Origin of the sequence: Prochlorococcus sp. MIT 1306 (assembly GCF_047304515.1) — a bacterium.
GTDB lineage: Bacteria > Cyanobacteriota > Cyanobacteriia > PCC-6307 > Cyanobiaceae > Prochlorococcus > Prochlorococcus marinus_D.
Genome location: NZ_CP138959.1, coordinates 1,881,467 through 1,894,548 on the forward strand (window position 1 = coordinate 1,881,467; position 13,082 = coordinate 1,894,548).

The 13,082-nt window shown below is 52.3% G+C and carries 15 protein-coding genes; 9 read left to right on the forward strand and 6 right to left on the reverse strand.

Annotation, left to right across the window (positions count from 1 at the left end; all coding sequences use genetic code 11):
- Position 1: 1 nt before the first annotated feature.
- Positions 2–364 (reverse strand): NAD(P)H-quinone oxidoreductase subunit 3, encoded by a 363-nt coding sequence (locus tag SIB74_RS09510; protein ID WP_063396992.1) that lies wholly within the window; start codon positions 362–364, stop codon positions 2–4.
- 83 nt (positions 365–447) lie between these two features.
- Between SIB74_RS09510 and SIB74_RS09515 the strand changes: the two genes are divergently transcribed.
- The 6 genes from SIB74_RS09515 to SIB74_RS09540 all read left to right on the forward strand — a co-directional run bounded on the left by SIB74_RS09515 (position 448) and on the right by SIB74_RS09540 (position 2,749).
- The gene (locus tag SIB74_RS09515) at positions 448–876 is read left to right on the forward strand and encodes a rubredoxin (RefSeq protein WP_063396810.1); all 429 of its coding nucleotides are present in this window, start codon (positions 448–450) and stop codon (positions 874–876) included.
- Between the two features lie 12 nt (positions 877–888).
- A complete protein-coding gene (locus SIB74_RS09520) occupies positions 889–1,896 on the forward strand; it encodes a photosynthesis system II assembly factor Ycf48 (RefSeq protein ID WP_011827105.1) in 1,008 nt (335 codons plus the stop codon).
- 106 nt (positions 1,897–2,002) lie between these two features.
- Positions 2,003–2,251: a cytochrome b559 subunit alpha gene (psbE, locus tag SIB74_RS09525; RefSeq protein ID WP_011131262.1), complete on the forward strand. Its 249-nt coding sequence runs from the start codon at positions 2,003–2,005 to the stop codon at positions 2,249–2,251.
- Positions 2,252–2,254: 3 nt separating this feature from the next.
- Positions 2,255–2,404 (forward strand): cytochrome b559 subunit beta, encoded by a 150-nt coding sequence (psbF, locus tag SIB74_RS09530; RefSeq protein ID WP_011131263.1) that lies wholly within the window; start codon positions 2,255–2,257, stop codon positions 2,402–2,404.
- A gap of 15 nt (positions 2,405–2,419) precedes the next feature.
- Complete coding sequence (locus tag SIB74_RS09535) at positions 2,420–2,539, forward strand: photosystem II reaction center protein L (RefSeq protein WP_011131264.1); 120 nt, start codon at positions 2,420–2,422, stop codon at positions 2,537–2,539.
- Between the two features lie 12 nt (positions 2,540–2,551).
- Entirely contained in the window at positions 2,552–2,749 is a 198-nt protein-coding gene (locus SIB74_RS09540; RefSeq protein ID WP_011827107.1) for a photosystem II reaction center protein J, read from the forward strand.
- Positions 2,750–2,838: 89 nt separating this feature from the next.
- Here SIB74_RS09540 and mtnP read toward each other — a convergent pair whose 3' ends face one another.
- Positions 2,839–3,753, reverse strand: coding sequence for an S-methyl-5'-thioadenosine phosphorylase (mtnP, locus tag SIB74_RS09545; protein WP_063396809.1), 915 nt, complete (start codon positions 3,751–3,753; stop codon positions 2,839–2,841).
- 252 nt (positions 3,754–4,005) lie between these two features.
- Between mtnP and SIB74_RS09550 the strand changes: the two genes are divergently transcribed.
- The 3 genes from SIB74_RS09550 to SIB74_RS09560 all read left to right on the forward strand — a co-directional run bounded on the left by SIB74_RS09550 (position 4,006) and on the right by SIB74_RS09560 (position 8,427).
- On the forward strand, positions 4,006–4,188 hold the full coding sequence (locus tag SIB74_RS09550; RefSeq protein WP_063396808.1) for a hypothetical protein: 183 nt from the start codon (positions 4,006–4,008) through the stop codon (positions 4,186–4,188).
- Between the two features lie 268 nt (positions 4,189–4,456).
- Positions 4,457–5,569, forward strand: a complete 1,113-nt coding sequence (mtnA, locus tag SIB74_RS09555) for an S-methyl-5-thioribose-1-phosphate isomerase (protein ID WP_063396807.1) — start codon at positions 4,457–4,459, stop codon at positions 5,567–5,569.
- A gap of 710 nt (positions 5,570–6,279) precedes the next feature.
- Positions 6,280–8,427 (forward strand): bifunctional aldolase/short-chain dehydrogenase, encoded by a 2,148-nt coding sequence (locus tag SIB74_RS09560; RefSeq protein ID WP_063396806.1) that lies wholly within the window; start codon positions 6,280–6,282, stop codon positions 8,425–8,427.
- 32 nt (positions 8,428–8,459) lie between these two features.
- Here SIB74_RS09560 and SIB74_RS09565 read toward each other — a convergent pair whose 3' ends face one another.
- The 4 genes from SIB74_RS09565 to SIB74_RS09580 all read right to left on the reverse strand — a co-directional run bounded on the left by SIB74_RS09565 (position 8,460) and on the right by SIB74_RS09580 (position 12,750).
- A complete protein-coding gene (locus SIB74_RS09565) occupies positions 8,460–9,482 on the reverse strand; it encodes an NAD-dependent epimerase (RefSeq protein ID WP_011827113.1) in 1,023 nt (340 codons plus the stop codon).
- Positions 9,479–10,927, reverse strand: a complete 1,449-nt coding sequence (locus tag SIB74_RS09570) for a nucleotide sugar dehydrogenase (protein WP_011827114.1) — start codon at positions 10,925–10,927, stop codon at positions 9,479–9,481. The genes SIB74_RS09565 and SIB74_RS09570 overlap by 4 nt, the downstream gene beginning before the upstream one ends.
- A 103-nt stretch (positions 10,928–11,030) precedes the next feature.
- A complete protein-coding gene (gene hisS / locus SIB74_RS09575) occupies positions 11,031–12,341 on the reverse strand; it encodes a histidine--tRNA ligase (RefSeq protein WP_063396805.1) in 1,311 nt (436 codons plus the stop codon).
- 40 nt (positions 12,342–12,381) lie between these two features.
- Positions 12,382–12,750 (reverse strand): hypothetical protein, encoded by a 369-nt coding sequence (locus SIB74_RS09580; protein WP_063396804.1) that lies wholly within the window; start codon positions 12,748–12,750, stop codon positions 12,382–12,384.
- Positions 12,751–13,082: the final 332 nt, after the last annotated feature.

Sequence of the window (13,082 nt, forward strand, 5' to 3'; positions counted from 1 at the left end):
ATCAACTCCACTCGAGGGCACCCTTCCGCCAGGCATAAGCCAGTGCAACAAGAAGGATGGCAATAAAAATAAGGGCTTCGATGAAAGCCAATAGACCTAAACGATGAAATGCCACGGCCCAGGGATAAAGGAAAACAGTCTCCACATCGAAGATGACGAAAACTAAAGCGAACATGTAGTAGCGAATGTTGAACTGAATCCAGGCACCACCAATGGGCTCCATCCCTGATTCATAGGTCAGCTCCCGCTCGCCGGTGCGACTGCGAGGCGCCAAGAGCTTGTTGGTGACAAGCGCCAAGACCGGTACTGCTGCTGAGATCAGCAGAAAGCCGAGAAAAGCGTCATAACCCGGCAGCGCAAACATGGACAAGTACGACTTGCTGATCAGTCTGGCATTCACTGCCATGGGCTAACGCCGATAGAGTTGTCCCACCTGACAGTGCAGCTGTGAGCGACAAAACCACACCTGCCGAAGACTCGACAGAAGCCGAATCAGTTGCTCAAACTGACTTTGATGGTATGGCCACAGAAACCATCGCCTCAGCAGAGTCCGACAACGATGAGCTCACCCATCGCTTTGAGTGCCGCAGTTGCGGTTACGTCTATGACCCAGAAGAAGGAGTAAAGAAGCTTGGCATCACTTCCGGAACAGCTTTCAAGGATCTCGATCCAACCAACTTTCGCTGCCCCGTATGCCGTGCCCGCATCGACGCCTTCAAAAACATCGGTCCTCGCAGTGCACCTAGCGGCTTTGACCAAAACCTCAACTACGGCATCGGCGTCAACCGCTTAACACCCGGGCAAAAGAATGTCCTGATCTTTGGAGGCCTGGCACTGGCCTTCGCCTTCTTCCTCTCCCTCTACTCGCTGCGTTAACGCATCCCTCCCATGAGCCGCCTGTTCTCGAACCTTTTCAACCTTCTGCTGATTGCGGCCATCGGGATCGGCCTCAGTGGATGCGTCACCAGCCGGCTTCCGGTCGCCAGCACCAGCCCATGGCAACCCTTGGAGTTGAACACTGAGTCCAATCCGCTGGACATCAGTTTCTCTGACGCCAAGCACGGCTTCGTTGTTGGTACCAACCGCTTAATCATGGAATCCAATGATGGCGGTGTCAGCTGGAAGAAGCGCAGCTTGGATCTTGAAGAGGATGAAAACTTCCGGCTCATCAGTATCGATTTCAACGGCGATGAGGGTTGGATCGCTGGGCAGCCAGGGCTGGTGATGCACAGCACTGACGCAGGCAAGAACTGGTCACGCCTGAAGCTTGAAAACAAACTCCCAGGGGATCCATATCTGATTACCAACCTAGGTCCCAATAATGCTGAGCTTGCCACCAACGCAGGTGCCATCTATCGCACAAGCGATGGTGGCACCACCTGGCAAGCAACTGTGAGTGAAGCGGCTGGTGCAGTGCGCGATCTCAGGCGCAGTGCAGCTGGCAATTACGTGAGCGTGAGCAGTCTCGGCAATTTCTTCTCCACCTTGGATATAGGCCAGGATGTTTGGCAAAACCATGAGAGGGTGAGCAGCAAGCGGGTGCAGAGCCTGGGTTATCAACCCAACGGTGAACTATGGATGGTGGCCAGGGGCGCCGAGATCCGCCTAAACGATCAACCCGGAAACGTCGACAGCTGGGGGAAAGCGATTATTCCAATTACCAATGGCTACAACTATCTGGATCTGTCCTGGGATCCCAACGGGGGCATCTGGGCAGCAGGCGGCAACGGAACGCTTATTAAGACTCTGGATGACGGAAAAAGCTGGCAGATCGATCCCATGGGAGACACACAACCCTCGAACTTGATCAGGATCCTGTTCGACACCAGCTCTGAAAGCCAAGCCAAAGGGTTTGTTCTTGGGGAACGGGGGCACCTTCTGCGCTGGGTGGGGTAAGGCTTGACCTTCAGCCAAATGAGCAACGCTCTGTAACCATGCCGTTCACCAGACGCAGTGTTGAGGCTCAGCCTTATAGGATCTAAAAGCTGATACGCCTGAGGCCATGGCTGCTGGCTCCACCGGGGAACGCCCTTTTTTCGAGATCGTCACTAGCATCCGCTACTGGGTGATCCACGCCGTTACCCTGCCGTCGATCTTCCTCGCCGGCTACCTGTTTGTGTCCACGGGCCTTGCCTATGACACATTCGGCACACCTCGCCCTGATGCCTATTTCCAGGCAAGCGAAAGTAAGGCTCCTGTCGTTAGCCAACGCTACGAAGCCAAATCCCAACTCGACCTGCGCCTGCAATAAGCCATGGCTCAATCTTCTTCTGCACCGCTTCAAGCTCTCAACGTCCGTGTCTATCCGATTTTCACGGTGCGTTGGCTTGCTGTACACGTCCTGGGTGTACCCACAGTGTTTTTCCTTGGCGCCATAACCGCCATGCAGCTCATCCGTCGCTGATCCCACTCCCAAACCATGGAGCAAAACCCAAACCCGAACAACCTGCCGGCAGAACTGAACCGCACCAGCCTTTACCTAGGGCTTTTGCTGGTTTTTGTTACTGCCGTGCTGTTTACCAGCTACTTCTTCAACTAAGGGATCTGAAGCATGAGTACGAAACTTAAAGGCCCTGACGGACGCATACCTGACCGTCTTCCAGACGGCACTCCAGCCGTTTCATGGGAACGCCGTTGGACAGAAGGATCCCTACCCCTATGGTTAGTGGCAACCGTTGGCGGCATGGCTGTCCTCTCAGTCCTAGGACTCTTCTTCTTCGGCTCCTTCACTGGAGTCGGTTCAGCTTAATTTAGAGTCAAGATTCTGTGTGTAAACCCTACCTAGCAGGGTGGGGATTTACATGCAGAGTTAGATCTTCTAAAAACAAAAACTGACCATCAACTACCGCCAAACTCGCCCCAGTAAGGCCTTGTAAACAGGTCAAGTTTACGGCGGGTTGAGTCAGTTACATGCTTTTTGGCGGTTAGCAATGCATCTTCCAAAGCATTGTGAGCTGTGCTGACTGGACGAATATCTGCAACCATTTTGGCTGTTGCACGAACGATCTTTGTGGCCAACTGTGCATTGGCCCTCAGATTTGCAAGCACCATCTCTACAGTCACGCTGTCATGGTGACCATGCCAACAATCGTAATCAGTAACCATTGATAAAGAAGCATAGGCAATCTCTGCTTCCCGAGCCAGGCGAGCCTCAGTGTGATTGGTCATTCCGATCACCATGCAGCCCCAACTCCTATAAAGCTTCGATTCGGCTCGCGTGGAGAAGGCCGGACCTTCCATCGCCAGATAGGTACCACTACGATGCAATTGGCGTCCATCCGGCATCAGGCTTTCGCCAACATCCGCCAATAAGCGAGAAAGCGTGAGGCAAAAAGGATCAGCCATTGCCACATGAGCCACCGCCCCATCTCCAAAAAAAGTCAGTGGTCGCTGATGAGTCCGATCAATGAATTGATCAGGTACCACCATGTCTAAGGGGCGCACCTGTTCCTGCAATGAACCAACTGCTGAAGGTGAAAGGATCCAACGCACACCAAGCGAACGCATCGCCCAAATATTCGCTCGATAGGGAACTTCCGTAGGCAAAAAAGTGTGATTACGCCCATGGCGAGCAAGAAACACCACCTCCATACCGTCAAGCTTGCCGAGCCGAAAAGCATCCGAAGGCTTTCCAAAGGGAGTATCAATCTCCAATTCTTGAATGTTCTCAAGGCCTTCGATGGCATAGAGACCACTGCCTCCCAAAACTCCCAAACGAGCGCCTTCGAGAGGAGAAGTTGTGAGGCGATTCAATTAACGTCTTTCAGCTTTAAATAGCATAGCCCGTCAATAACTCGATCAATACTTATAGTCTTCAAGGGCTTCATACAAACAACTGACAGCCGAAGCATCACATCAAGTCATGAGTTTAATTAGCAAATATTTATTCAACCTTCAAAAAATTAACTCGCCAAGGTCTCCAGCAGAAAGAATCCATACATCCCTGAGATGACTTAGAAAGTGTTTACGATCAAGATGCATGCACCCACGCGAAATAACAATTAAATGATTCAAGCGGGCAAGCATCTAAAGAGCCACCTTGATCCACTGCATTGGGTTGAACCAGAACAAATACCAACTGGCTTAAAAAATATTTTAAAACCTGAAGGCAAGGCTTATCTTGATAAGGTTAATTTAAAAAAGAGTCAACTCATAAATGCAAGAGTACCTAAGCCAGGCAAAGGTTAGACCAGGCCTAATATTTTCATTCAGCCCAAGAGGTTACTGGGCCTAGCAATAATCAACAAGCCACACTTGAGCTAATCTTCAACTATGACTTCAATGCAGAAGCCTTGCTCGCAGCAAGGCTCAATGTATTAGTAGGCAAATATCGCAATGGGCGATTGCACCAGGATGAATGAGCCATGCAACCTGAGCGCTTTAAGAATTAGGATCTGCCCAGGCATAACATCGACTCGATCAACACTGCCCAGGATCATCGAAATGGTGAAATGTCATGAACATTGATGGCACAGCCTGGCGCACCATCTGGCTTGAAAAAGATGGGCATTCAGTCGGCGTGATCGATCAAACCCAACTGCCCCACAAGTTCAGCACCCTCAAGCTCAGCAACTGCCAAGAGGCCGCAGCCGCAATTCGCACCATGGTGGTGCGTGGGGCTCCATTGATCGGAGTCACCGGAGCCTATGGATTAATGCTGGCCCTACAAGAAGACCCCAGCGATGACGCCCTAGAGGCGGCCTTTAAGCAACTCAATGCCACCCGGCCAACAGCAGTCAATCTGCGCTGGGCCCTCAAACGAATCCGAGACAAAGTAAAACCGCTTCAACCAGCTAAGCGGGCAGAGGCCGCCAGAGCCGAGGCTGCCCTCATTGCCGAGGAGGACGTGGCCATGTGTGAGGCCATCGGCAACCATGGCTTAGCAATCATCCAAAAGCTTGCTGCAGGCAGACCAAGCGTGCGACAACAAGAGCCCATACAAGTGCTCACCCACTGCAATGCTGGCTGGCTAGCCACCGTTGATTGGGGGACCGCGCTGGCACCGATTTACAAGGCCCACCGGGCCGGCCTAAACATTCATGTATGGGTTGACGAGACACGCCCCCGCAACCAGGGCGCGAGCCTCACTGCCTACGAGCTAGGTCGTGAAGGTGTACCCCATACCGTGATCGTGGATAACGCGGGTGGGCACCTTATGCAGCAAGGATATGTTGACGCAGTCGTCGTAGGTAGCGATCGAACCACACGCAGCGGTGACGTTTGCAACAAAATCGGCACCTATCTCAAGGCCTTAGCGGCCCTAGACAACGGCGTGCCCTTTTATGTGGCCCTACCCGCCTCAACAATCGACTGGTCAATCTCGGATGGGGTCGCAGAAATCCCTATCGAAACCCGCTCGGCGATGGAAGTGACCCACATCCAAGGACGAAACAACAACGCTTCTAGCAACAACCAAATCACCACCGTGCAACTCACTCCCAATCAAAGCGAAGGATTCAACCCTGCTTTTGATGTAACCCCTGCGCGCCTCATAACGGCCCTAATCACCGAACGCGGAGTCGCGGCAGCAAGCGAGACGGGTCTCATGGAGCTTTACTGCAATGATTAGAAATCAAAACCAATGAATGCAAAAATATCACTATGGAAAGATTGGCCAATGACTAATCAAACTCAAGGTCGTCTTTAATCAGAGAACAATCTTCACTATCCATAGATGCCAAACATGAGATGAATTGAAACCACTAAGATCGACTCAGCTTACACACTCAACCACAAGGGAAATCCTTGCATTTCCACTCCCTAAGGCTTGACTGGAACCCATGTAAAAGAAGCAAATCTTCGTCGAGATTAAATGCTTTTCAAAAAGACATGACATTACATATAGCAAGCTTTCATTTCTCAATTTTACATCTTTCCAATACCAGAGTCAAAATGATTGATTAGATCTAGAGCTCGAAAATAATCAACAGAAGGCTCCTCGATTTGACAGGAATAGTCAACCTTATACTCTGCTATATATGGCCCCATAATCATTCAAAAGACTAAGCCTTCTAGGCTTAAAAACTTTTATATCAACATCTTTTTCATCTACAAAGCCCAAACGAAGCAGCATGTACAAAATAACCAATAAGGAAAAGTTCAGCCATCTGACTGAGAATCTCTTCAGTCAACACTTCATGCCAAGGAATTATAATTCTTTGCATGGCAACATCTCAACGAACTGCCTAATAAAGCTTTGACCCTTAAACATCAGCAAAGGAGAAAGGAGAGGGACTTCAGCGTGACTGAAGTAACGTTCCCGTCGATACGCACCAATCAATGACGTGCCAAAACCGCTGGTCGGATGCCGAGGCACAAGCTGCCATCAAGTCTTACGCCGCGCAGGACGTCTCTGAAGACCTGGCTCTCCGCACTTACACAGCCCGTTTGCTCGGCTCCGATCCACAGCTGGTGCTGCATGGCGGAGGCAACACCTCGGTTAAAACCAGCTGCATAGGATTGTTTGGCGATCACATACCAGTGTTGTGCGTGAAGGGCTCAGGCTGGGACCTATCAACCATCGAGCCGGCCGGCCATCCTGCTGTGCGATTGGAGAACCTGCAGGCCTTAAGAGATCTATCTGCACTTAGCGACGAAGACATGGTTGCAGCTCAACGCAGCAACCTGATCGATCCATCGTCACCCAACCCTTCGGTTGAAGCACTACTTCACGCGTTCTTACCAAGCAAATTCGTCGATCACACCCACGCAGTAGCTGTTTTAGCCCTTGCAGATCAACCAGATGCCGAAAAGATCTGCCGTGAACTCTACGGTCGACGTGTCGCGATTGTTCCCTATGTCATGCCGGGCTTCCAACTAGCGTTGGCCGCCATCAAAGCCTACGAACAAGCAGAAGTAGAAGCAGCTAAAGCGGGAGTTGAACTTGAAGGGATGGTGCTTCTCAAGCACGGCTTATTTTCGTTTGCTGCCACAGCACAACAAAGCTACGAGCGCATGATCAACTTGGTGCGTGAGGCGGAAGAACATCTTGGGGAAACCCCAACGCTTTGCCTACCACCACCAACCAATCCAGCTCCTAAAAAAAACATCGCTGCAATTCTGCTCCCACTGTTACGTGGTGCCCTGGCTCAATCCGCAGCTGTGCATAACGCTCCCCAACGTTGGCTTATGGAGTTGCGCTCAACCCCACTGGCACTCCAACTAGTAAACGACATTCACCTCCAAGACTGGTCTCGCCGTGGAGTCGCTACCCCCGACCACGTGATCCGAACCAAACCCTGGCCTCTCATTCTCAAAAAGCCTCCACAACTCCAAGGAGATGAAGCGATTGAATCCTGCCCAGTGCTGGAGGAATGGCTCCACTCAGCAAAACTGGCATTGGAGAAATACATCAACTCATATCAGGATTACTTCGAGCGTCAGAATGCTCGCGTTGGAAGCCATAAACAACACCTCGATCCACTACCAAGGCTGATCGCAATCCCTGAACTTGGCCTCGTTGGCCTAGGCCGTTCAACAGCCGAAGCCAATGTCACCGCAGATATTGGTGAAGCCTGGGCCGCCACACTGATGGCAGCTGAATCAGTGGGACGTTTTCAACCAGTCAACGAGGCAGATACCTTCGAGATGGAGTACTGGAGTCTCGAACAAGCAAAGCTCGGCAAGGGCAAAGAAGCCCCACTGGCACGCCATGTTGTCTTAGTCACTGGTGGTGGTGGTGGAATTGGTGCAGCGATCGCCCTTGCCTTCGCCAAGCAAGGTGCACAAGTTGTCGTACTTGACAAGAATGGTGAAGCAGCAACAACGACTGCCAAAGAATGTGGCTCAAGCGCTCTCGGACTGAAGTGCGACCTCACCAATGCTGCTGAGGTTCATGATGCATTCACGACAATTGCAGCTTGCTTCGGGGGCTTAGACATCGTGGTATCCAATGCTGGGGCGGCTTGGAGCGGAGACATTGCCACTCTTCCAGAATCCAAGTTGCGAGCAAGCTTCGAGCTCAACCTATTTGCTCACCAGCACGTTGCACAAGCAGCAGTTCGCCTGTTTCGAGCCCAGGGCAATAGAACGACAGAAACCAGCAAATCCTTAGGCGGACAGCTGCTCTTCAATATCAGCAAGCAAGCGCTAAACCCAGGCCCAGGTTTTGGAGCCTACGGAATTGCAAAAGCGGCATTGCTGGCACTGATGAAGCAATACGCCCTGGAAGAAGGGCCCTCAAGCATTCGCTGTAACGCCATCAATGCAGATCGGATTCGGTCCGGCCTGCTCGATCAGGCAATGATTCGAGAACGAGCGGAAGCGCGCGGCATCAGCGAAGCCAACTACATGGGTGGGAACTTGCTCGGTGCAGAAGTCCGAGCAAGTGATGTGGCGAATGCTTTCGTAGCATTAGCCTTAATGCCACGAACCACTGGTGCATTACTGACAGTAGACGGCGGAAATGTTGCGGCGATGGTGCGTTAACGCCTACATGCACATGCATGTCAAGCTATCGATCAAACCTCATAAAAGCTTCGATACCACTGAGAGAAGCACTCCACCCCCTCTGCGATTGGGGTCGACGGCCGAAAATTCACCCAGGCCTCAAGAGCAGATGTATCAGCAGCGGTGGCCATCACATCACCAGGTTGCATCGGCTGGAAGTCCTTCACCGCTTCCCTCCCGAGAGACTTCTCCAAGAGCTCAATAAAATGCATCAACTCAATGGGCTGGCTATTACCAATATTGAAAAGACGGTGGGGTACAGCAGCGGTGGCTGGATCAGGGTTCAGCGGATCGAAGCCTAAATTTGCGGTAGCAGGCTTGTCGCAACAACGAAGTAGCCCTTCAACGATATCGTCGATATAGGTGAAATCACGCTGCATCTTGCCGTAATTGAACACCTTGATGGGCTCGCCAGCAAGAATCGCCTTGGCGAAGAGCATCGGAGCCATATCCGGGCGGCCCCAAGGTCCGTACACAGTAAAAAAGCGCAATCCTGTAGCAGGCAACCCATACAAATGGCTATAGGTATGAGCCATCAATTCGTTGGCCTTCTTGGTGGCTGCATAGAGACTCACCGGGTGATTCACAGGCTGTTGCTCGTGAAAAGGCAAGTTGCGATTGCCACCATATACCGAGCTACTGGAGGCATACACCAAGTGCTGCACTCCATGATGACGACATCCCTCAAGGATGTGACCGAAGCCCACCAAATTGGCCTGAATGTAGGCCGCCGGATTCTCCAATGAGTAGCGAACCCCTGCCTGAGCCGCCAAATTAACGACCACCTGAGGCTTCTCAGCCTTAAACAGTTCCTCTATGCCTGCACCATCTTCCAAGGCTATTGGATAAAAAGTCCAAGACGCTTTAAGGGAAGCCGCTTCAATCTGAGCAAGTCGTGCCCGCTTCAAAGACGGATCGTAGTAGTCATTCAGGTTGTCAATGCCAATAACACGGTCACCCTGGGCTAACAGCCTCTGCACGAGGGCAGCACCAATGAATCCTGCAGCACCGCTAACAACAACGCATCGACTCATACAGCACCATCTCCAACTCGCCAAAGCATCAAACCAGACGATTTCACAGCTTCTGGATCGACAACAGCGCGAGCATCAAACACCCAGGCAGGTTGACGCATCAAAGGAGCCAAAGCGACCCAATCAAGCTGTCTAAACTCATGCCACTCCGTCAGGATCAGCGCAGCATCAGCACCAGCGACTGTATCGGCAACGCTAGTGCCGGACCACCAGGTTCCTTCGCCGCTAAGAGCGGCACGGGTAGGGCCTGCCTGGACATCTGGCGGGGAACTAGCCGCCAGCTGCAAATCAAACGCAATCTGTTGCGGATCCACCTTCGGATCATAAATAGCCAGCTGAGCACCCTCCTCCAGCAGATCATGTGCAATACGAATCGCCGGCGCTTCTCGCGTGTCGTTGGTGTCTGCCTTAAAAGCAAAGCCGAGCAGTGCCAGCCGCTTACCTGTAACCGTTCCAAAAAGCTTTTGAACCACCAAACGAGAAATGCGGTGCTGCTGCCAAGTATTGAGAGCTACCACGTTTTCCCAATAGTCCGCCACATCCGGCAAACCAAAATGACGACAGAGATAAACCAGATTGAGGATGTCTTTCTGAAAACAACTCCCACCAAACCCAGGCCCAGCTTCAAGGAACTTGGAGCCAATGCGAGAATCGCTTCCAATAGCGCGCGCCACCTCACGCACATCCGCACCAGTGTGTTCGCAAAGAGCCGCCACTGAGTTAATGGAACTGATGCGCTGAGCAAGAAACGCATTGGCGGTGAGCTTGGAGAGCTCACTGCTCCAAAGATTGGTAAGCAGAATTTTCTCAACTGGCACCCAATGGCCATAAATCTCTGCCAAAGACTGAATGGCAACGGGGTTTTCACCACCGATCAACACACGGTCCGGCGACTCCAAATCACGAATCGCCGTGCCCTCGGCAAGGAACTCTGGGTTGGACAACACAGAAAAACTGATCGGTAGCTCTCCATCAACCGCCTGCCGCTGAGCTGCCTCAAGAATCGAACGCACAACTTCAGCGGTTCGCACTGGCAGCGTGCTCTTCTCAACCACAATCGTGTGACCCTGCGCAGATTGAGCGACCTGACGAGCGCAAGCTTCCACCCAACGCAGATCACTGGCCTGACCGGCCCCCAGCCCTTTTGTTTTGGTTGGTGTATTCACCGAAATGAACACCATGTCAGCAGCAGCAATCGCAGCGTCCACCTGCGTAGAGAAAGTGAGATTGCGCCCGCGAGCCCGGTCGACCACCGCATCCAACCCAGGCTCATACACAGGCAGTTTGCTGAGATCAAGGTCATTCCAAGCAGCAATGCGGGCCTCATTGAGGTCCACCACGTTCACCTGTATCTGTGGACAGCGGTCGGCAATCACCGCCATAGTCGGACCGCCTACGTAACCCGCACCAATGCAACAGATGTTGCGGATCGGAAAGGCAGTCATAGCGTTGTAAACAGCGAGTTCAACAAAAGATGAGGGGTGAGACCTGCTCAGTCATGGCAAAAGATTAGGTGGAACCTCAGCCTGGGAAGCAAGTTATACGAAGTCATTCTCGAACCAAACGAACAAGACCAGTGACATCGTCGAGTCGATGGAGTTGATCGATGGGAATCGGATTGGCTTGAGTTGTTGCCTCCTGCAAATACTTAAGGCGTGCCTCGCCCCGCTCGGCCTCATCATCACCAATCACCAAGGCCCAGGTAGCCCTACTGCGACCGGCACGCTTGAATTGCTTATTAAAGGCAGCTCCAGAACTATCCAGCTCCACCACGAGCCCCGCAGCCCGTAGCTGATGGGCAATGACCAGGGCGACTCGTTCCGCCTGCTCTCCCCGATTCACCACATAAAGGTCCGGCCTCGTGGAAGCCGTTAAGCGAGCAGCTGATCCATTTGGATTAATACTCGCCGCAGCCTCCAGCAAAAGCATCAACCGCTCCATACCAAAAGCCCAACCAAAAGCGGGAGTGGGTGCCCCCCCTAACTGCTCAACCAACCCGTCATATCGTCCACCTCCACAGACTGTGGCCTGGGCCCCAAGCTGATCGCTAGTGATCTCAAAAGCGGTATGGCCGTAGTAGTCAAGGCCGCGCACAAGACGAGGATTGAGTTGGAAAGGGATTTGGAGAGCCTCCAAGTCGACCTGAACCTCCTCAAAGCGGGCCTTACTCTCCACGCTGAGCGCCTCAAAAAGCGTGGGAGCATCCTGCAACAATTCACTTATTGCAGGGTTTTTACTATCAAGGATACGCAGTGGGTTGGTATACAAACGCTTGCGTGAATCGTCATCAAGCTGGTCACTGCGGGCTTCTAGCCACGCAACAAGCTCCTCTCGATACTTCTGTCGATCCTGAAGGGTGCCGAGGCTATTGATCTCCAGAACAAGACCTTGCACGCCCAAGTCGACCAGAAGTGCCCAGGCCAATGCAATGACTTCAGCATCACTACGAGGACTGCCAACCCCGAGATACTCCACACCAATCTGATAAAACTGTCGTTGCCGACCAGCCTGAGGTCGCTCATAGCGAAACATTGGACCGCCATACCAAAGACGCTGTGGCCCCTGACTCAACAAGCCGTGCTGTAGAGCAGCACGCACAACAGAAGCGGTTCCCTCCGGCCGAAGGGTGCAGGATCGATCACCCCGATCAACAAAGGTATACATCTCCTTTCCAACAACATCCGTCGCTTCACCAATGCCACGTGCGAAGAGTTCAGTCACTTCCAGAAGAGGCGTGCGAATTTCCTGCAACCCTGCTCTACGAAAGTGATCTCGCGCAACGCTTTCTACCGCCTGCCAGCACCTCGTCTGTTCCGGCAATAGATCCACCATTCCTCGCAGGCTCTGCAGCTGAGTCACTCTTCACCAACAACCAGTAGGCAGTCTGCCGGGCCAGTGATCACCAAGCTCGACAAACGAGGCATCCAAACAAGTTGCGCAATGCCCCTGAACTGTTGGCGAGGCTGCCGGCCGCTGGCAACCACCACAACGGATCAAGCCACAAGCGATCTGCCCCAGCCCAGCAAGCCTTCAAATCAACAGGGAATGGCACCACCTTGAGCCCCTTACGCTCAAAAAGCCCTGAGCAGGATGCCGATGGAAAGTACCGCTCACAAGAAGAACCCTGATAGACAATGATGCGTTCACTGATCTCAACAACTGACTGATGGTGGTGGCCTCTGCTGCTGTATTCACCACTGGCGGAGTCCTGGCCATTGCGGTACCAATGTGGGCCTAAAAAAACACCAGCGAAATACCACGCCAACAAGCAATTGAATGAGGCTCAATCCCAGAGGTAAACGATTGATGCGCAAATAGCTGATCACGAGTCGAAAAGCTCTCGGAAGTAGGCGATGGTGGGTCGAAGCCATCAATCTGGTTTATTTGATGCTGCCAACGAAATGTTGAAATACCAAATCAATACCTGACCGGCGCTGCAATTGAGCATCGCTAGGCAAGAGTTAGTTCATTCATCGATAGAGAAGGGTTGATTCGCTCGCACACCAGCTCAGCCAAGTTTCAGCTCATGACTTCAGCGAGGTCCCGAAACCTTCGAAGTCTTGAATGGAGTTCAGGGTTGAGCTGCTGCCTTGACGACTA